Genomic DNA, 18,971 nt, shown 5'->3' with positions numbered 1-18,971 from the left:
CCTAAAAATTTATTTGAGTTGTAACTTTAATATGCCAATTCGCCCAAGCTTTAATCATTCCCTAACTAATGTCGTTAAAGAACCGGAAAACCTTGCCTGCCATCCGCCACACCCTGTTGAGCTTGCGGATGTCCACCATCTGCAAGGACAAATCCTCAACACAGAAAAAGCTCAGCGGATGGCGGAATTTTTCAGTCTATTAGGCGATGCAAATCGCCTGCGAATTCTCTCAATTTTAGCAGTGAAAGAACTCTGCGTTTGCGATTTGGCAGCGGCGCTGGAAATGAGCGAATCAGCAGTTTCTCATCAAATGCGAGTATTGCGGGCAATGCGACTGGTGAGTTATCGCAAACAGGGACGTAATGTTTTTTATCGCCTCCAAGATCGTCATGTATTGGAACTCTATCAAGCAGTAGCAGAACATTTGGATGAACCAGCTTGAATTTCAAATTTGAGATTTGAGATTTAAGATTTAATTAAATTTCAAATTTCACATCTCAAATTAATGTCGGTGTTGATAGCGACTGAAAGCTGGGCCATAGGTTGCTAGTAAGTTTTCTGGGGAAAGAATGATGTCAGGAGATCCAGAACAAACTAAAGTTTGGTTGAGACAGAGGACGCGATCGCAGTGACGGTTGACCATATCTAGATCGTGAGAAACTTGTAAAATAGTCCAATATTGCTCATTTTTGAGTTCGTTGAGTAAAGCGTAAAAATCTGCTTCTCCCGAAACATCCACTCCTGCGAAAGCCTCATCCAACACTAACAACCGTCGCGGACTCACCAAGCAGTAAGCTAGCAATACCCGTTTGAGTTCGCCACCGCTTAAAGTACCGATCGCTTGTTTGCGGAGGTGGTAGGCATTCACACGTTGCAAAGATCGAGCGATCGCTTCCTCCTTTTCCGGGTTGTGCCAAGATAACGAAAAAGGAAAAATCCGAAAATTATGCTTTTGCCTTTTTTGCTTTCGTTCCCACAACTCGGCTTGGAAAAGCTTTTGCCTTTCATTATCCCATCCCAAGCCTACCAATTCAGCTACAGAAATGGGAAAAGAGCGATCGAAAATAAAATGTTGGGGAATGTAGCCAATTTCGCGCCGCAAACGTCCTAGCCGTTTCACGGGACGACCGAATATTTCCACTGTTCCAGAAGTGGGCGCTATCAAATCTAGCATTGCTTGGACAAGCGTACTTTTACCGGAACCGTTTGGGCCAATCACTGCCGTATCCGTACCGGGCAGAAGTTCAAATGAAACATCCCGAACAGCTGGGTAAGTACCCCGGTATACCGTTAAGCCTTCTACCTTTAAAACCGGGGGTAATATTGTTTCTTGTTTAATGCTTTTCATTATTGACGCACGCAAGCAGAAAAGAATCGATTTTCATTGTGAATCTGAGTTTATTAAAGATAAATACTCTCCAGATCCTATGTGATTGCAAGTTAAATTCATACAATTTAACTTCTTAATTAAAGCTCGACTGGAACCGCTCGCATTTTTCGTCTATCGGCAAGCAGCTTCAAGGGTTTGCAGATTAGCTTTCATAGCAGTAAAGTAATGCTGCGGATCTACTGACCCAGATTCCAGTGAATCCAACACACTCAGGTTTAATTTTAAATCTTGCGAAAGGTTTTTTAGCAATTTGTTATCTGTTCCCGATTCACCGAACAAGGCTTTAACTTTGTATTGTTTTACAGTTGATATCGTCTTTTGTATATCCCCTGGTGAAAGTTGATCTTCCGGAATTTGGACTACCGCAACTTGTTTAAGCTGATATCTTTGTGCCAGATAAGGATAAGCGTCGTGGAAAGTAACAAAAGTGCAGTTGGGATATTGCTGCAAACGCTGTTGAAATTCGCGATCGAGTGCTTGTAATTGCTGAATGTAAGCGGCAGCATTTGCCTGATAGGTGACTTTGTTTCCAGGGTCGGCGGCAATTAAACCGTCGCGAATATTTTCCACCTGTTCGATCGCTAATATGGGATCGAGCCAAACGTGCGGATTGCCAGCAGAGTGTTCGTGTTCGTGTTTGTGGTCTCGATCGGCTTTGTCGGCTACTTCAACGACTGGGGAAATTTCTTGTAAAGGTTTAATGCCCCTACTGGCTTCAATCTGTTTTAATTGGGTATTTCGGGCATTTTTTATTGTATTTTCCAGAAATTCTTCCAAGCCCAAGCCATTTTTCACCAGCACATCTGCTTGCGCGATCGCCTGTACATCTTTTGGTGTTGCCTGATACTCATGCACCTCAGTACCCGGAGGCAGCAAAACTTCTACCCGAACTAAATTACCTGCTACCGCTTTGGTAAACCAATACATCGGCAAAAACGTCGTCACAACTTCGATCGGTCGCGACTGAGAGGAAGACCCGCTTGTCAGACTGTTGCGATCGGACAAACCTACTTCTCCAGCACCCGTCCCTACAAGGGCGGGGGGCGAAACTTTATTCTCCTCTCCTTGTCGGGCAGGGGTAACGGTTGAATTAGATTGGTTGCAGCCAGCAGTTGCTAACATTGGCAACAACAAGGCTACTAGCAATCCTTGCAATTTAGGGCAAATCACGGTTTTTGTGCTGAAAGGGAAAGCCAGAAGCGATCCTGGCGAGTACAAAATGAGAACCGATCTAATTCTAACTTAGACGCGAGAATAAAACTCATTCTTGTACAAATTTGCTTTTTCTGGGCTTAAGGAATGTAAATGTCATAAAAACAGGGTATATAGGCTATATTTAGTCTATATATACTAATTTGGGCGATAAAACATTTGATTTGCCCAATTACTGTCTTTGTAAACTAGAAAAAACCCATAAAAAAACCTTTTAAATCTCTGCACAGAAGATAGGATGGGCTTAATGAGAGTTTACAAAGGGTCGATCCTGCTAATCTGAAAGTGGTGTGAGGTGAAAAATTTCGATATGTTGAAAATTTTGTGTAATTATGTGCTAATTAGCCCAGCCATATTGGGCGCAACATTAGCGATCGCATTAGTGGGGATGCCAGCGTCCCAAGCCGAAGAAGTATCGGCGACACCAGAAGTGCAGTCTGATGCGTCAAGTATCCTAGAGCAAATCAACCGCTACAACAACCAAAAACCGCAAAACTCTCTCTCTCAAGTAACTTCCGTTTCCCAACTGCGTGACGTGCAACCGACAGACTGGGCATTCCAAGCTTTGCAATCTCTGGTAGAGCGCTACGGATGTATTGAAGGATATCCCGATCGCACTTATCGGGGCAACCGGGCCATGACCCGCTACGAATTCGCTGCCGGGTTAAACTCCTGCTTGAATCGGATTCAAGAACTAATCGGTACAATACGTCCGGACATCAGCGCAGAGGATTTAGAAAGAATCCGCCGTCTGCAAGAAGAATTTCGGGCTGAACTTACCACCCTGCGGGGTCGCGTAGACGCACTGGAAGCACGCACCGCCAGACTGGAAGCGCAACAGTTTTCTACCACTACCAAACTGGCTGGAGAAGCAATTTTTGCGGTGGCAGGTATTGCGAAAGGGGATAATGCCTTTGGCGGCGACATCGACAATCAACCTATATTTGGTGACAGAGTTCGTCTCAACTTTGAAACCAGCTTTAGCGGCAGAGATAGGTTGAGAACGCGATTGCAAGCAGGAAACCTGGGTGCATTCTCCGCAACTTCTACTTTGACGCCGGAAGGAGACCTATCCTTTGCTGGTGGCCCTTTTGAGGAATCGGGTAATAATAATATCGTCCTGGATGAGTTATCCTACACTTTCCCCATAGGCAAACGTACTGAGGTCGTGATTGGCGCAAATGCTACCGGGTCGGATAGCTTTGCCGATACTCTGAACGTGCTAGATGGAGATGGCGGTAGCGGTGCGTTGTCTCGTTTCGGCACCCGCCACGGTATTTATTATCTCGCTGATGGTGCCGGCATAGGACTCAGGCACGAACTCAACGATAACATCGAAATCAGTTTGGGCTATCAAGGCACCTCAGTCAACAACCCTAGTGATGGGAACGGTTTGTTTGGTGGGCCTTACGGGGCGCTGGCACAAGCGGTGTTTAAGACTGGTGGTTTAAAATTCGGTTTGACCTACGTACACTCTTACAACAGAGACATGGGAACAGGCAGCCGAGTTGCGAATTTGCGATCGTATTTGGCGGCTAATCAGCCACTTGCCGGCGACAACGATTTGCCCATTTCCAGCAATTCCTACGGTGTAGAATTTTCTTGGCAACTAGCTCGTAATTTTGTCCTGGGTGGATGGGCTGGCTACAGCAATACTCGCACTCTTTCTACCCTGGGCGGACAAATCAACCGTGGCAGTCTTGATATCTTTAACGGTGCGGTTACCCTTGGTTTTCCAGATCTGGGTAAAAAAGGGAACATGGGAGGTATTATTGTTGGCATTGAGCCGATCGCTGATGCGAGTAGTGCTTTATCCAACGATTTGTTTAACGCTGGTTTAGGTGGCGATGATGACGATGCCTCCTATCACATCGAAGGATTTTACCAAATTCAAGTCAGCGATAATATCTCCATTACTCCCGGAGTAATCTGGCTGACAGCACCCGACCACAACGCTAACAACGAAGATGTCATCATCGGTACAATCCGAACGACATTTAGTTTCTAGGCATCAGCCAATAGTCTTTGGCAAAGAAACCGGGTTTCTTAAAGAAACCCGGTTTCTAGCCCCAGCGATCGCTAACAGATTTGTAAAGATTCTATACAAATTTTTAATATTAAATACAAAAAACCAGCCTCCTCAAAGACTGGCTTGACAAATTAAAAACGTTGTGTTGTCGCTTCAATTCGAGGAAATTCCAACTGTGCGTTCCCAAGTTCACAGTCGGTAAAGCTCTGTAAACTTATTGTAACATGAGAAACAAATTTACAAAAGTTTACCTTGCATATTTATTTCCTTAGACAGAGGTACTTCCCATATACCTCCATTTCTATAGTCTACGCTGTTATGTACCAAATCCACCGTTAAAACACGTAAGTCAGTTTTTAATTTTGGTCACTTTGCGTGATATACTTAATAGCCTGCGGAGGACAACCCCAAATAACCCGTTCTTGCTTGTAAATAGCCACTCCAGGCTTTGCTCCTTTAGGTTTGTAGACGTACTTGGGTTCGGTATAAACTACTGGAACCCTATCGCTTTGTCGAGAACGGCTGTAGTAAGCAGCAAGATCGGCAGTAAACTGTAAATCCGCTTCATCGGGTACAGCCCCTGGCTCCAGGCGCAAGAGTACGTGGCTTCCAGGAATCTCTTGCGTGTGGAACCACAAATCGTAATCGCCAGCAACCCGAAACGTCAGCCGATCATTCTGGCGGTTATTGCGACCGATCAATAACTCAAACCCGCTGGGAGTACGGAAACGGTACGGATGAGATTCCTCGTCGTTTTTGTTAGCGCGGCTGTATTCTAATTCTTCAAGATATCGCTGTTGAATCAATTCTTCCCGTATTTCTGCCAGGGCTTGTAAATCTTCCGAAGTTGTGTATATCTCCAGTTGAGATACAGTTGCTTCTACCTGCTCTAAATAATCAATTTCCGCTTTCACTTCCGCTAGCAGCGGCTCAACCGCAGCACGAGCGCGTTTGAGTTTTTGATGACGCTTATACAGTGCTTGAGCGTTTTGGACGGCATTCTTTTCTGGGTCAAGTGGAATAGTAACGGGATTTTCGGTGTTAAAGTCAGGCAAGGTAATCGATTTTAAGCCAGGTTCCCATTCCTGGAGATGCGCCATGAGCAAATCTGCTTGCTGTCGGTACAAATCCGCTCCGTCAGACTGCTGCAAGCGTTCCGCAAAGGTCTGACCCTTAACGCGCAATTTTCCTAAAATACTGTTGAGTTTCTGACTGAGTTGATGGCGTAGCTGAGAGAATTCTTGTCGATCGAGTTCTTCGGTATAGTAGCGCTCGAGCAAAGTATGGATATCTTTAGCTGGTTCGATCGCACCCCAACCCAGTACCGTGTATCCTTCATATCGAATCGAATCCGATTTCTGTCCCGACTCCTTACCTTGCAGGGAAAGGGGTCGATCCGTTAGGTCTTTCCCTATCCAACCAAATTGAAATTTAGACTCTTCTAATACTCGCAACCATTCTTGCCATTTAACAAACAAACCCTGCCAATCGGATGGAGTTAAAGTTTCCGTAGATCGATCGGCTTCCAGTCCTGCGGCTGCTACCATCGACTGTACCAAAGAAGAACTTAAACCCCGATAATTTTTCAGCAGAGAGCGCCCGATTTTCCCAGGTACCAGACTCACTCGTTCCTGCCAGCGCTGTTGAGATTCGATCGAACTGGGTATAGGATCGGTGAGAACTGGTGGAATCTCGTAGGGTTGTCCGGTCAGGATCGGACGGACGCTCGATTGTTGTGGACTGACTTGATGAGCGGCAGTAATAATTAAATTGTCAGCATCAGCGAGAATGACATTACTGTATTTGCCCATGATTTCTAAGTAGAGATGCCAGAGAGGAGGTTCTCCGGGACGCCTACCAAACTGGAAGTCTAAAACCCTCTCCCAAGGGGCAATCTGTTCAATTGCTATCAGTGCCAAACCCCCTAATTGATGCCGTAACTGCTGACTGAACGTAAACGTATCCGGCGTTCTGGGCGGCGGATTGCCAATGCAGAGGCGTGCTGCTTGGGGATGCCAAGAAACAGTCAGCCAACCGCGTCCCTTGAGAGTTCGCAAAGCTAGGGCAATGGTGTAGCGATCGCGCTGATAAACTTGTTCGATGCGCGATGGTAGCCAGTTGGCTCTCAAATCGCTGCTAGCAGCCGTCAGAGTTGTGAAATCAACAGGTTGCACGATCGAAACTTTTTTGATTTATTCCCCAATCCTTAGTTTATAAGACTTGGGCAAATAAACCCGGTTTCTATTTTTTCTTTTGACTTTTTACTTTTAACTTTCCATCCCCTCTTCAAGCTTTTTGCTGTTTTCTGCTACCCAAAGCCAGCGCACCAGTCAGCAACAGCGCACCCACAGTAGCAGGCTCAGGTATACTTTGAGACTCTGTATTACCAACTTTGATTTGATAAGCGAGTTGAGAATTTTTGGGGTTGTTGCCAATCCAGCTCATCATAGACTTACCGGTCAGCTTGAAGGGCGCAGATATATTGGCGATCTGGAGATAATCTACATCAGAGCCGGTGCCTGTAACGGAAGAAGACAAACTGCCAATTCCCACTTCTTCAAAAACCAGGTCGCTCAACCCCATTGTGCTACCATTTATTCCCTTCGAGACGTCTCCAGCAGCACGGGTGCGGAGGAAAATGTCAGTTACAGGGCCACTAAAAGCAGTACTGCTGAGCAGCTGACCGCCAACAGTATACTTAACCAAGCTTCCCGTATATTCCAAAACGAAATCCACTAGAGCGCCACTTGTCCAAGCACGTTCGCCAGAAACAACAGGCAAACCACCCACCAGTTGATTGGGATTGTTAGGGTCAGGTATGATAGCTGTATTTATACCTAATTCACGCTCGGCGGTACTCGTACTGTTGTTACCAATACGGCTTTCAGCAACGAACAATTCTGTAAATTTTCCCGTCTTGATGAGATCGTTAAACTGAGTATCGGTAAAACCGGTTCTATCCACTAGCGAGAAGGCGTTCGCTACTGCGGGTATCGAGAACATTCCCACCCCTGCGGCTGCCAGTGCGAATAATGTGTGGTGTATGCGGATCATCGTTTTTCCTCCCTAGTTTCCCTTGTGCTGTTTGTCTGAGGTTTACTGAATCCAGGTTAAGTAAGACGCATCCCTTAGTAGATTGACATACCGAACTCAGACCTCTCGCTCCCTGTTCTTTCAGACTAAAGTGGGCATAACTGTACTGTCCATAAGGAGTAGTTGATTTTACACAATCTTTATATTGTGATTGTGTTCGTTAAAGTTTCAGGTAAGAGTAAACTACCCACACTGTACCCGCTTCGGGTCAGTGTGGCCTTTTAGTAGCCCTTCAGTTATATATCTTTTGATTGATGTCAAATTCGGAAAAAGGTGAAAAACAATAAATATAAGCTAAAAACAAGAGCAATCGTCTTTTTTAGGCTTGTAAGTCCAAATTTTTGGAATTACCATTGAAATTATATTACTAGCTCCTCATATCGGTAGGCGGTCAATTTGTCATGGATATTCAGCTAATCAACATTGGTTTTGGCAATATCGTTTCTGCAAGCCGGGTCGTTGCCATTGTCAGCCCGGAGTCTGCCCCTATTAAGCGTATCATCACTGACGCGAGGGATAGGGGCCAGCTAGTTGACGCAACTTACGGGCGTCGCACTAGGGCTGTCATCATTACTGATTCTAGCCACGTTATTCTCTCAGCGATTCAGCCGGAAACGGTCGCCAATCGCTTCGTGATCAGTAAAGATGGTGCTGCTAGCGAACATTAAACCTGTCCATTTTGGATTTTAGATTTGGGATTTTGGACTAAAAACCAATCTAAAATCTAAAATCTCAAATCTCAAATGGTTAATATGCAGACAGGCAGACTGATCGTTTTTACGGGGCCAAGTGGAGTCGGCAAGGGTACATTGCTGCGATCGCTCCTCAAACACCATCCCGAACTCGAACTTTCCGTATCCGTAACTACCCGTCTTCCCCGTCCAGGGGAAATAGACGGACAGCATTATTACTTCGTCAGTATCGAAGAGTTCGAGGAAATGGTGAAGCATGGCGAGCTGCTGGAATGGGCTCAATTTGCCGGCAACTACTACGGTACGCCCCGCCGACCCGTAGAAAAGCTTATCTCTCAAGGCAAGTGCGTGATATTAGAAATTGAGTTAGAAGGAGCAAGACAAATTCGACAGACGTTTCCTACCGCCTTGCGTCTATTTATCTTGCCACCTTCCCTATGCGAACTAGAGCATCGCATTCGCGGTCGAGGTCAAGATTCCGAAGATTCCATTACTCGTCGCCTCCGCCGCGCTAAAGAGGAAATTGAAGCTGCTAATGAATTCGATATCCAAATTGTCAATGACGATTTGGAAACAGCTCTCAAAAACCTCGAAGCAGCGCTTTTTGCTCGATGCTAAGTTCAAATTTAAAACCGCATAGGAGTTACTCACACATCCTCCCAACCGGATTTTCGATCGGTCGATGGCTAATACCACGCATTTACCTTTAAGAAAACAGTTTGGTAGCGGAGGTGTTGCGGCAGGCAAGCATTGATGAACGCAGATAATTTCATCGGCATTCATCAATGCTTGCCTGCGGTTTTTTTGCGGTATTTTTGGGCTCGATTGCAGCTACTTTTTGTAAATTAATAATATTTATTTCTCCATATCCTTGCAGATTGGAAACTCGCGATCGCATTTCTAATAAAATCTCGTTCAGTCTTTTTTCTAGATTAGCTTGACCTCCAAAATGTTGCCACAGTTTTTCGACGATTGGCTTTAATATGAAATTTATCTCTTCTGAATTAATATTTTCTACCGTTGGATATTTCCACAGGCAAAGGCGATGTATCAGGTCTTTTTTATTAAAAGTTATCTCGTGATAAATAAGCATAATTAAACGATTATTTACATAATCTTTAACTTCTGATATAAGAGTGTAAGTTGCTGAGTTGTTTTCTATGAGCGATCGCCTTTCCAAAGAAATCAGATGATCGGGTAACTTTTGCTTTGATTCCAGAGATAAAATATCTGATTGCAGTTCTACTATGCTCATTGGTTCTCGATTAATTGCCAACCAATACATTACTTCTTTTTCCAAATCCGAACAACGGTTAAAGTGTTCTTCTAAAAGCTCGCTAATATTATCAAAAATTAGGTTACACTGTTGCTGTAAAAATAGAAAATGACAAATATCTCCATTAAATAATTCTTGAATTTTAGTCGCCACTATTTTTAACAGTAAAGGATTACCGCTGTAGTATTCACCAATTGTTTTACACTCCCACTCGGATGCTGAAAATGAACCTCTAAGTTTAAATATTTTGGTAATCTCTGCTGTTGATAAACCCTTTATCTGTAAAGAGCGGATAGGTAGCTTTTCTCCTTCCAATAAAGCTATTTCCCTTGGCTTCTCCCGACTCGTCAGCAGCAAGCAACTATTTGATAAAGATTGTCCAAATCTTTTAAAGAGTTTGCCGTAGTCTTCGTATCCTTGGCAATATTTGCCAACCAATTCGCCACTTTCAAAAAGTGATTCCACTTGATCTAGTATTACCAGACACCGATACCGATACAAATAGTCAATCAGTTGCGAAATGCGACTATCTAAATCGTTTGAAAGAGTTATTTCTTGATGATTGGAGAGAAACCCAATCATTGCTGCTAACTCATCAGCGAGATCTGGTGCGTGGCTCAGACTTCGCCAAATGATATAGTCGAATTCATCCCGAAGCTGTTGAGCAAATTTCACCGCAAAAGCGGTTTTGCCGATTCCGCCTATTCCTAATAATGCTACCATTCGGCAGCGGTGTTGCACGATCCATGTTTTTACGGTAGCGAGTTCTGCGGTACGTCCATAAAAATAGGAAACATCAATAAACTCTTGCCAGTATTGTTGGGGGTAAGGATTGGAAAAATATAAGCAAACAGCGTTTTCTTTTTCTCGCGCTGCTAATTGGCGGAGGGGATTTTGAAAGTAGGAATAGCGTTTTAAGACAGTGCGAAAGTTAGTTTTGGTGACTCTTTCACCGAATGCTAAGCTAAGCTTTTTCCACAATTGAGAGCCAATATTTTTGACATGACCGACATTGTAATCCGAACTCGTAGCGATTTCTTCATAACTGCGTCCTTCCCAGCATTGACTAAGCACCATTTTTTCAAATTTATTTAAACGTTTTTCCTGTAAAGCTGCATCTATAATTTCTAGGGCTTTTTCAACATCCATGTTGCTTAAGTATCTCCAGTCGTTGTAATGCACCCAAATCCTGTAACCGAGTAGCAGAGTGTAAGTTATTACTTTATTCTGACTTTCTGACTTTTTTGTTTTATTTCTTACAAATAACGTGACTTTACTGTGACTTTTTTATCTGGACAAAGTTTTTTAGAAAAGCTTTAATCGGAATCGTCAAAGAAAAAATTCCTGCTAATTGGAAGTTTTGTCAGAGGCGTCTGCATCTACAGCGCCGCTAGATAAACGATTTTACCACTTTTCCAGCTACCAGTCTAAGCCGGGACAGTGGAACCTTTGCCCCTGGCGCTAAAAGTAACTCGTGGGGTAGAAATACTCCCCTTATCCCAGATTCCAGACGGGATTAGGGGGATGAGGTTTGTCTGGGCAATAGTTCCTAGCCACTTTTTCAGCGATAGATAATCATTAACTTCATTCAGGGTGAACAGATGAGTATTGATTTATTTGATGCCAGTTACTACCAAGCTGCCAATCCCGATTTGGCTAAAGCTGGTATAACTACAGAAGCTCAGCTACGCGCCCACTTTGAAAGAGTTGGGCTAAACGAAGGAAGAGAATTTTCCCCTTTTGTCAATCTTAACGTCTACCGCGCATCAAATGGGGATCTGCAAGCAGCCGGATTAACTACTAATCAGCAACTTTTAGCCCATTTACAAAATAAAGGTGTTGCTGAGGGGCGGAATTTTTCACAATTTGGCGACATAAAATTTTACTTACAAAGTAATAATGATGTCAACCAATTTTTTCAAGGGAATCGAGAACAAGCCTTCCTACATCTAAAAAATAATGGTGTCAAAGAAGGACGGCTGTTTTCTCCCGTTGTTGACCTCAACTTTTATCGAGATGTTAACTCAGATCTGAAAAGCTTGGATAACAACCAAGCATTGCAGCACCTGGCAATGTTTGGGGTGGCAGAAGGACGAGAATTTTCTTATCCATTAAACCTCAACTACTACGATTTAAACAATCCGGATCTGCTGACCTATTACGCTAGCACTAGAAATTTGTCAACCGAAGCCGTGCTAGATAATCCAGCAGAGTTGTCATCTTATAACAAGTTTATCCTGTCGCATTTTGCCACCTTTGGAATTCGCGAAGGTCGTCGATCTTCCGATGAATTTGATGTCAATTACTATCGCAGCGCTAATAAAGATTTAGCGGGGTTGAGCAACGAACAACTGTACGATCACTTCCGCAACTTTGGCATTAACGAACTGCGACCGTTATCTGATTCTTACGATGCTGAATACTACAGTCAGGTAAGCTCTGCTCCTAACAGTTCTAACCTCACTCCCGCAGAACTCTTCAAATATTACATTACCACCGGGGGTGATAATGCCGTCCGCAATCCTAAACCCCCAAATGAGGTGCTGCCTGGATTTGACTTGGTAAGTGGAAAAGGCACAATTAGCGGCAACTTAAACGCAGCTGATGGAGCGAATCTGAATCGTAAAGGTAGCTACTCAGAAGAGTATCTCCTCAGCGGACTCGATCCTGGTCAGCAAGTTCAACTTGACTTAACAGCCGCTTATGACACTTACTTGCAACTGGTGGATCTCGTAACTGGAGAAGTGATTGCGGAAAACGATAACATTGGCTCCGGAAACCCCAACTCCCGGATCAATTTTACTGTGGAGCCAGGTACACCATATATGGTGCGTGTCAGCGGTGTTAATGCCAATGCTGTAGGTGCTTTCACCCTTTCCGGTCAAGCTTCTTCAACCATTGTGGGCAATCTAGCTGCTAATGGTGGCAATGTCTCTGACAATATAACCAATACTGACCTGCCTGACCCGCATGAAATCAACGCATTTAAACGAGATTACCGTTTGGATTTAACTGGGGTGAATCCAGGGCAAGAATTGAAAATCGCCCTCAATTCTTCCAGCTTCGATTCTTACCTAGAACTGATTAATGCCGATACAAAAGAGTTCATTGCCTCTAATGATGACATCGGTGACGAAAATACCAACTCCCAATTGAATTTTGTCGTCGAGTCAGGAATTAATTACGCAGTTCGCGTCACTTCTTGGGACGAGCAACAAACAGGAAGCTTTACCCTCACCTCAACGGTGGAAGCAGGAGCGGGAGCTACTCCACTGATCGGTCGTGATGAAACGATTACAGGGACATTTACTCCTGGTGGTCTCAACGAATCTGATACTTACACTCTGCAAGGTGTTAATCCAGGGGAGCAAATTCGCATTAACGTCGAATCTGAGACATTTGACAATTCCGTACAACTGCTTGCCAATGGCGTTGCTATTAGCAGCAATGATGATGCTAATGGCGAGACTGACTCGGAATTAACTTTTACTGCTCAGGCTAATACTACTTACCAAATTCAAGTCAATCGTTCTGATAAAGATAGGGCTGGTGACGGTCATTACACGGTTACGACGACACCGTTAACAGGTGAAGGCAGTACGGTTACTCTGGGCGACCCGGGAATGCAAAGTCTCCTGGCAAATAAAACAACTTTGGGGCGTGAAGATGTATTATCGTTCATTAACCAAGCAACAGCCGATGGAACGGTTTCGGTTCAAGAACAAGCGGATTTGAAGGAATTAACTCGCGAAGCGGTATCCTTCAGAATGCCTGATTCTGTCAAATTCCAGCTTACTCAAGTGAACGATGCGATCGATCGAACAGGTCAAAATACCGCCGTCAATGGTACTGTACTTCAGAACGCGCTAGGGCTGATCAAGGGAATAAATCCACAACCTATATACATCGGAGCGGGTGATACAGCACGTGGCCAATCTCCTGTGGTGCAGACTAATGTTGAGCATTTAAAAATTGAAGGCGAGCTTTACGGTAACGATAAGGAAGACAGAATTCGTGGCATCAACCAACGTGATTTGGGTGACTGTGCGTTTATGGGAGCGTTAGGGGCAGTTTTTGCGACTTCTCAATCTCCAAAAAACATCAAGGCAGAACCCTTCATTACGACAAACGGAGATGGCACCTATACATTTCGCTTTTTTGACGATAACCGTGAGGCATATTACGTCACCGTCGATCAAACTGTGGCAACTGTGAAGGGTCAGGGAACAATAAACTTCACAGATACTAATACTAAAAAGGTGTTTAATTACGACCAAATGCCTTTTGCTCAGAGGGGTGGCACTGCAACAGAAATTACGCTGCCAGTCACGGTCGATCTCAACGGGGCTGAAATAACTGATCAATTTCCATTCCCTGATCGCAGACAACTTCTCGCAAACAGCGATGCTTCAATTTGGGGAGCTTTGGCGGAGAAAGCTTATGCCGTATTTAGGGAGCAAACGGCTAATGCAGGATTCATACAAGGCATAGAAAAAGAGTTGCAAGGAACAAAGGTTTATGGTGGTTATACTTTCATTGGTAATGGGGATAATTCTAGAGATCCGCTTGAGCGAATTACTGGGCGCAAGGGGGATTTGTATGCCCGTGTCGCCGCTGGAAATACAGACCATGCCACTGGTGAAGTCCTTACTCAAGACACATTTTTCAAAGCACAACTTATTGGGACTAGCGCTACTTCTGATGAGACGCAACGGCTGAATTTCGATGACATTACCAACGCACTAAACAAGGGTAACCCGATAGCGGCAGCGACATCTCAATCAAGTCTCCTATTGGTTGGTGGTCATGTCTATTCAGTCACAAACGCCTATGTAGATGAAGGCGGTACTGAACACGTCGTTGTGCGAAATCCTTGGGGTCAAGATAATGACTACAATTTAAGAAATGATCCTACTCGCTACTCTGGTAATTTCTATGATGGAGTAATCGATCTGACCTTCGATCAATTCAAGAGCGGCTTTAGCGATTTGGCGATCATCGTCTAAACATTCGATCCAACCTCTCCCTCAATGAGGATTTGTCAAAATCCTCTAAGCTCTTCGATATCAAGTCCGGTAACATCGGATATCCATCTCCCAAGAAATGTTTCTGTTTCTTGGGAGATGGCTTTTATTTCTGCAAAAACCGCCTGCATTTTGTTTCTAATATAGAAACTATTTTTGTTTAAGAAAACAGGTTTCTATATTAGAAACTAGCCGTTCCCTAACTTTTATTGAAACAAATAGTTAGAGATAAATTTGGTTAAGTCCAAAGCCAATAGAGCATAGGCTAGCAGGGCACCACCAATGCCACAGATCGGAAAACCGCTGCCATACTCGTTCCAGCCTTCGGGCGATTTAAATGAGTCTGGTACTCTTGATGCCGTAACGCTTACAGCCGGCATGGGAGGATTGCTAGTGGCGTACAGAGAGATTGCGATCGTGGAAATTACAATCAGGCCAATAGTTGACAGCAAACCAGCCAAGTTCCTCTTTGTTCAATTGTGCAGCTTCTGATTTAACCTTACAAAAGTTAATTTTTTCAGGACTTACGCACGCTCCCGACCGGAAACCGGGTTTCTTCGTAGATATACAGTCGGAAAACCAACGATTTTTCATAGAAACCCGGTTTCTTTGCGTACTGATTTAACCTTACAAAAGTTAATTTTTTAATACTCTGCCAAAAGACACAAAGATAAAACTCGAGATCGTTTACAGGACGCTACCCCAACGGCTATAAACGATCGCGAGTTTCAAACATTTATCCAATTGTCAAAGGTTGTTGCTAGTTTGGCTTACGGATATAAGGTCAAGCAAAAACTAGCATACGTATTTAGGTGTAACCAAATCGTTAAGCGAGTAAGCCTAAAGATAGGTTATTACGGCATTGGGTGGAAAAGCAGGTCGGGGAAAAAGCGATTGAATTCAATCAAAATACCAGCAGTGATTGTCATCCAAACAGCGGCAATAACTGGAGCTGTGGAAAGATACTTAAGCAAATGCTGCATCGAACGATCCTCCTAATTAAGGGGTAAAACTAAACTAGCGGGGAGAAACTGGGATTTCTTCTTCCTTGGCAAACATTTCACCGGTGGTGATTTCTTTCAAAGCCAACAAAGGCCACAGTGGCCCAGTCAGCACTTTGGAAATCGCCAAAGGAACATCAATGATGATTTCTTTTTGTTCTGCGTCTTTATCTTTCTTGATGGCTTGCAGATAGGAACGACCTACCCAACCAATCCAACCGGTGATGTAGAGAAACAGAACGCTAGGAATGAGAAAATCACCAGCGCGGTCTAAACGACCATCAACGACCAAGTGGGGCAAACCTTCTGGGCCGCAGAGTGCTTGGGAATAACGTTCAAAGCGCTTTTGGCCAGAAGCGGGGTCGCTGGTAGTATTGGCTGCACTAGCTGCCCGTTCTTGGAAAGCAGGGGAGTCTTTGCAAGGTACAAGACCAGCAACGTCAGCAGATGCAGCAGGGGCAAAAGTGAACCAGATACCGATCGCAAAAATCAGAGCTAACAATCGTCGCATGGATTGTTTCCTTTTGTTACAAAACAATAAGTTTTCCGAACAAGAAGTTGAAGTTGTTTGTACAACCAAGCTGGCTAAACTAGAAAGCAGCCAGTCTTGTTAGGAAAGCACATTGATTTTTTAAAGTACCAGTGAATGGCAACAGTTTTAGCAATTGAAACAAGTTGTGACGAAACTGCGGTGGCAATTGTAAAGAACCGTAAAGTTTTGAGTAGCATCATCGCTTCTCAAATACCAGTCCACCGACAGTATGGGGGAGTTGTACCGGAGGTGGCTTCCCGCCAACACGTCGAAACGATCAACCAGGCCATAGCCCAAGCCTTTGAGGAGGCAGGTACGGACTGGGCAGAGATTGAGGGCATCGCAGCCACTTGCGCCCCAGGTTTGGTGGGAGCTTTGCTAGTAGGCTTAAGTGCTGCAAAAACTCTGGCTATACTTCAGAATAAGCCTTTTGTGGGCGTTCATCATCTGGAAGGACATATTTACGCCTCTTACCTCAGCGCCCCCGATCTAGAGCCTCCCTTCTTGTGTCTGCTGGTTTCCGGCGGTCACACGAGCTTGATTTATGTCAAAGATTGCGGTATGTACGAAAAACTGGGAGAAACTCGCGATGATGCGGCGGGTGAAGCTTTCGATAAAGTGGCCCGGTTGTTGCAGTTGGGTTATCCTGGTGGCCCAGCAATCGATAAGCTGGCACGAGAAGGCAATCCCAATGCCTTTCCCCTCCCAGAAGGTAAAGTTTCGCTTCCTAGTGGCGGTTATCATCCTTACGATTCCAGTTTTAGCGGTTTAAAAACTGCTGTGCTGCGTTTGGTACAAAAACTCGAACAGGAAGGCGTACAGCCGTTACCGGTGAATGATATTGCCGCTAGCTTCCAGGATACTGTAGCTCGATCGCTGACTCGACGTGCGATCGCCTGCGCCCTCGATCGCAACATCAACACCATTGCGGTAGGCGGCGGCGTCGCCGCTAACAGCGGACTGCGGAAACATCTGCAAGCAGCCGCAGAAACTCACAACTTGCGAGTCATCTTCCCCAGTCTTAAATTTTGCACCGATAACGCGGCGATGATTGGCTGCGCGGCGGCGGAACACCTCGATCGGGGTCATACCTCGCCTTTAACGCTGGGAGTGCGATCGCGCCTCGCTATTACCGATGTAATGCAGCTTTATTAATGGAGTGGGGAAAGAGGGAGAGCGGGAGAGTGGGAGAATAAATTTTTTCCCTTTTCCCTTTTCCCTATCCATGATTAACTTTTGACTTCCTCGTTGCGACACTAGCAGGCTATTTTGTTGCTTAGAGCCAAGTTGCGGCTTCTTTCTGAGAGTTGCGCTAGATTTAGCTGATTATTTTCATCAGCAATCAGATCTCGATCGGAAATTTGAGATGAAAGTTTAATCGTTTCGCATTGAGGGAACATAGTCACCATTGATGTGGCGTTTAGCAATCGATTTTTTCAGGCAAGTAGGCTGACAAAAGCTTTCACGAAGTCAGTCATACTGCACAAGAGCAAAGGTTTCTGTCAGCACGCTGCTATAACACTATCTTTGCTCTAACCTGTAAATTTTAATAAAAATTTAATATTTAAGCCAGTATTGTAGAATACATTTAAAGGGCGATCGCTTACGAATCTTCAAGATGCGTGACGGCTAAGGATAGTAAAAATTTCTGTGGCGACGGTATCTGGCTGTTCTACCATTGCCAGATGTCCGCAGTTTGGTATTTCGATCGTATTCTCGCCACAGTACTGAAACAGGGGATGAAAGCTAGCCAAATGACGGACATACTTAGGTTCCATCACCGTATCATTCGCACCGGCAATAAAATAAACCGGCTGCTTCAATTTAGAGACAATTTGTGGTAATCTATTTACTTCTATTTCCGTTGTCGAGTCCAGCAAAGTCCCTAGCGCCGCTTCCGGGTGAGCCATGACAAAATCGATGACGCGCTGACGGCCCCAAGTACGTGCGATCGGGCGAGCCACGCTATCGCGAGTAAACACCAAATCGATCCAAGGCAGATGACAGAGCAAACGGGGCCGGAATTTAATCAGCTGCTGGCCCACCGCTCGAAATCGCTCGAAAGCTTCCTTGAGATAAATACCGCCACCCGCATTGATACAGATGACACCCTTGATATAGTCCGGCCACTGTTGGGCTCCCCAGAGGGCGATCGTACCGCCCAAAGAGTGACCGATCAACCAGGCACTAGAAATATTTAATTTTTGCAGCAAAATGCCCAGATCGCGAGCGTAGACATCTGGGGTGTAGAGAGAAGTTGTCGAGTCTGAATTCGATTTTCCTAGATTTCCTCTACCGTTTGACTTTGGCTTGCTGCTGATTTGGGAATAGCCAAACCCTCGTAAGTCATAAGATAAACACTGATAAGTCGGTGCCAACCGCTCAATTAGAGGTTGCCAGTAGCGGCGGCTTAACAGCCAACCGTGAATGAAGACTAAAACCGGTTCCGAGGCAGTAGGAGCAGTTAACTCGTAAGCGTGGGGCACACCCAGGATATCTATGCTTGGCATATTTCGATCCTATCCCGAAGTTTTGCCAAAAGCGATCGCCAGAAAAGTCAAAAGTCAAAAGGGAGAGGCTAGGGCGTCGGGCGTCGGGCGTCGGGAAGAGGGAGAGGGAAGAGGAAACAGGGGAAAGGGAAAAGATTTATTCTCCCACTCCCCTACTCCCCCACTCCCCCACTCTCCCGCTCCCCCACTCCCCCGCTCTCCCGCTCCCCCAC

Annotated in this window: 16 protein-coding genes and 1 pseudogene; 7 read left to right on the top strand and 10 right to left on the bottom strand. The window is 44.9% G+C overall.

Annotated features, from left to right (window positions below; translation table 11 throughout):
• Positions 1-31 precede the first annotated feature (31 nt).
• Entirely contained in the window at positions 32-442 is a 411-nt protein-coding gene (locus tag H6G03_RS26355; RefSeq protein WP_190470991.1) for an ArsR/SmtB family transcription factor, read from the top strand.
• Positions 443-502: 60 nt separating this feature from the next.
• On the opposite strand, the gene H6G03_RS26350 is transcribed toward H6G03_RS26355, so the two are convergent.
• Together H6G03_RS26350 and H6G03_RS26345 are read right to left on the bottom strand one after the other, a co-directional pair.
• Positions 503-1,348: a metal ABC transporter ATP-binding protein gene (locus H6G03_RS26350; RefSeq protein WP_190470988.1), complete on the bottom strand. Its 846-nt coding sequence runs from the start codon at positions 1,346-1,348 to the stop codon at positions 503-505.
• A gap of 153 nt (positions 1,349-1,501) precedes the next feature.
• On the bottom strand, positions 1,502-2,512 hold the full coding sequence (locus H6G03_RS26345; RefSeq protein ID WP_190471043.1) for a metal ABC transporter substrate-binding protein: 1,011 nt from the start codon (positions 2,510-2,512) through the stop codon (positions 1,502-1,504).
• Positions 2,513-2,912: 400 nt separating this feature from the next.
• Here H6G03_RS26345 and H6G03_RS26340 point away from each other — a divergent pair, with 400 nt between their 5' ends.
• Positions 2,913-4,610 (top strand): iron uptake porin, encoded by a 1,698-nt coding sequence (locus H6G03_RS26340; RefSeq protein WP_190470985.1) that lies wholly within the window; start codon positions 2,913-2,915, stop codon positions 4,608-4,610.
• Positions 4,611-4,987: 377 nt separating this feature from the next.
• On the opposite strand, the gene H6G03_RS26335 is transcribed toward H6G03_RS26340, so the two are convergent.
• Positions 4,988-6,805, bottom strand: a complete 1,818-nt coding sequence (locus tag H6G03_RS26335) for an Rqc2 family fibronectin-binding protein (RefSeq protein WP_190470980.1) — start codon at positions 6,803-6,805, stop codon at positions 4,988-4,990.
• A gap of 112 nt (positions 6,806-6,917) precedes the next feature.
• Positions 6,918-7,685: a choice-of-anchor W domain-containing protein gene (locus tag H6G03_RS26330; protein WP_190470977.1), complete on the bottom strand. Its 768-nt coding sequence runs from the start codon at positions 7,683-7,685 to the stop codon at positions 6,918-6,920.
• A gap of 440 nt (positions 7,686-8,125) precedes the next feature.
• Here H6G03_RS26330 and remA point away from each other — a divergent pair, with 440 nt between their 5' ends.
• Together remA and gmk are read left to right on the top strand one after the other, a co-directional pair.
• Positions 8,126-8,392, top strand: a complete 267-nt coding sequence (remA, locus tag H6G03_RS26325; protein ID WP_190470974.1) for an extracellular matrix/biofilm regulator RemA — start codon at positions 8,126-8,128, stop codon at positions 8,390-8,392.
• Between the two features lie 84 nt (positions 8,393-8,476).
• Positions 8,477-9,034 (top strand): guanylate kinase, encoded by a 558-nt coding sequence (gene gmk / locus H6G03_RS26320; RefSeq protein ID WP_190471040.1) that lies wholly within the window; start codon positions 8,477-8,479, stop codon positions 9,032-9,034.
• Between the two features lie 151 nt (positions 9,035-9,185).
• Here gmk and H6G03_RS26315 read toward each other — a convergent pair whose 3' ends face one another.
• Positions 9,186-10,841, bottom strand: a complete 1,656-nt coding sequence (locus H6G03_RS26315; protein WP_190470973.1) for an NB-ARC domain-containing protein — start codon at positions 10,839-10,841, stop codon at positions 9,186-9,188.
• Positions 10,842-11,293: 452 nt separating this feature from the next.
• Here H6G03_RS26315 and H6G03_RS26310 point away from each other — a divergent pair, with 452 nt between their 5' ends.
• Complete coding sequence (locus tag H6G03_RS26310) at positions 11,294-14,698, top strand: calpain family cysteine peptidase (RefSeq protein WP_190470971.1); 3,405 nt, start codon at positions 11,294-11,296, stop codon at positions 14,696-14,698.
• Between the two features lie 224 nt (positions 14,699-14,922).
• Here the strand turns inward: H6G03_RS26310 and H6G03_RS26305 are convergent, their stop codons facing one another.
• The 3 genes from H6G03_RS26305 to H6G03_RS26295 all read right to left on the bottom strand — a co-directional run bounded on the left by H6G03_RS26305 (position 14,923) and on the right by H6G03_RS26295 (position 16,228).
• Complete coding sequence (locus tag H6G03_RS26305; protein ID WP_190470969.1) at positions 14,923-15,177, bottom strand: photosystem I reaction center subunit XI; 255 nt, start codon at positions 15,175-15,177, stop codon at positions 14,923-14,925.
• 393 nt (positions 15,178-15,570) lie between these two features.
• The gene (gene psaJ, locus H6G03_RS26300; RefSeq protein ID WP_190470966.1) at positions 15,571-15,699 is read right to left on the bottom strand and encodes a photosystem I reaction center subunit IX; all 129 of its coding nucleotides are present in this window, start codon (positions 15,697-15,699) and stop codon (positions 15,571-15,573) included.
• 34 nt (positions 15,700-15,733) lie between these two features.
• The gene (locus H6G03_RS26295) at positions 15,734-16,228 is read right to left on the bottom strand and encodes a Photosystem I reaction center subunit III (RefSeq protein WP_190470964.1); all 495 of its coding nucleotides are present in this window, start codon (positions 16,226-16,228) and stop codon (positions 15,734-15,736) included.
• A gap of 135 nt (positions 16,229-16,363) precedes the next feature.
• Here H6G03_RS26295 and tsaD point away from each other — a divergent pair, with 135 nt between their 5' ends.
• Positions 16,364-17,404 (top strand): tRNA (adenosine(37)-N6)-threonylcarbamoyltransferase complex transferase subunit TsaD, encoded by a 1,041-nt coding sequence (gene tsaD / locus H6G03_RS26290; RefSeq protein ID WP_190470961.1) that lies wholly within the window; start codon positions 16,364-16,366, stop codon positions 17,402-17,404.
• 101 nt (positions 17,405-17,505) lie between these two features.
• On the opposite strand, the gene H6G03_RS26285 is transcribed toward tsaD, so the two are convergent.
• Positions 17,506-17,658, bottom strand: coding sequence for a hypothetical protein (locus tag H6G03_RS26285; RefSeq protein ID WP_190470959.1), 153 nt, complete (start codon positions 17,656-17,658; stop codon positions 17,506-17,508).
• A gap of 204 nt (positions 17,659-17,862) precedes the next feature.
• Positions 17,863-18,759 (bottom strand): alpha/beta fold hydrolase, encoded by an 897-nt coding sequence (locus H6G03_RS26280; protein ID WP_190470956.1) that lies wholly within the window; start codon positions 18,757-18,759, stop codon positions 17,863-17,865.
• Here H6G03_RS26280 and H6G03_RS37575 point away from each other — a divergent pair.
• Positions 18,749-18,971 (top strand): annotated as a pseudogene (locus H6G03_RS37575) (hypothetical protein); the annotation flags it as partial. The gene H6G03_RS26280 and the pseudogene H6G03_RS37575 overlap by 11 nt on opposite strands.

This window comes from Aerosakkonema funiforme FACHB-1375 (assembly GCF_014696265.1).
Lineage (GTDB): Bacteria > Cyanobacteriota > Cyanobacteriia > Cyanobacteriales > Aerosakkonemataceae > Aerosakkonema > Aerosakkonema funiforme_A.
Note: the sequence above shows the minus strand (reverse complement) of the source record. Positions and strands in the feature narration are given on the sequence as shown.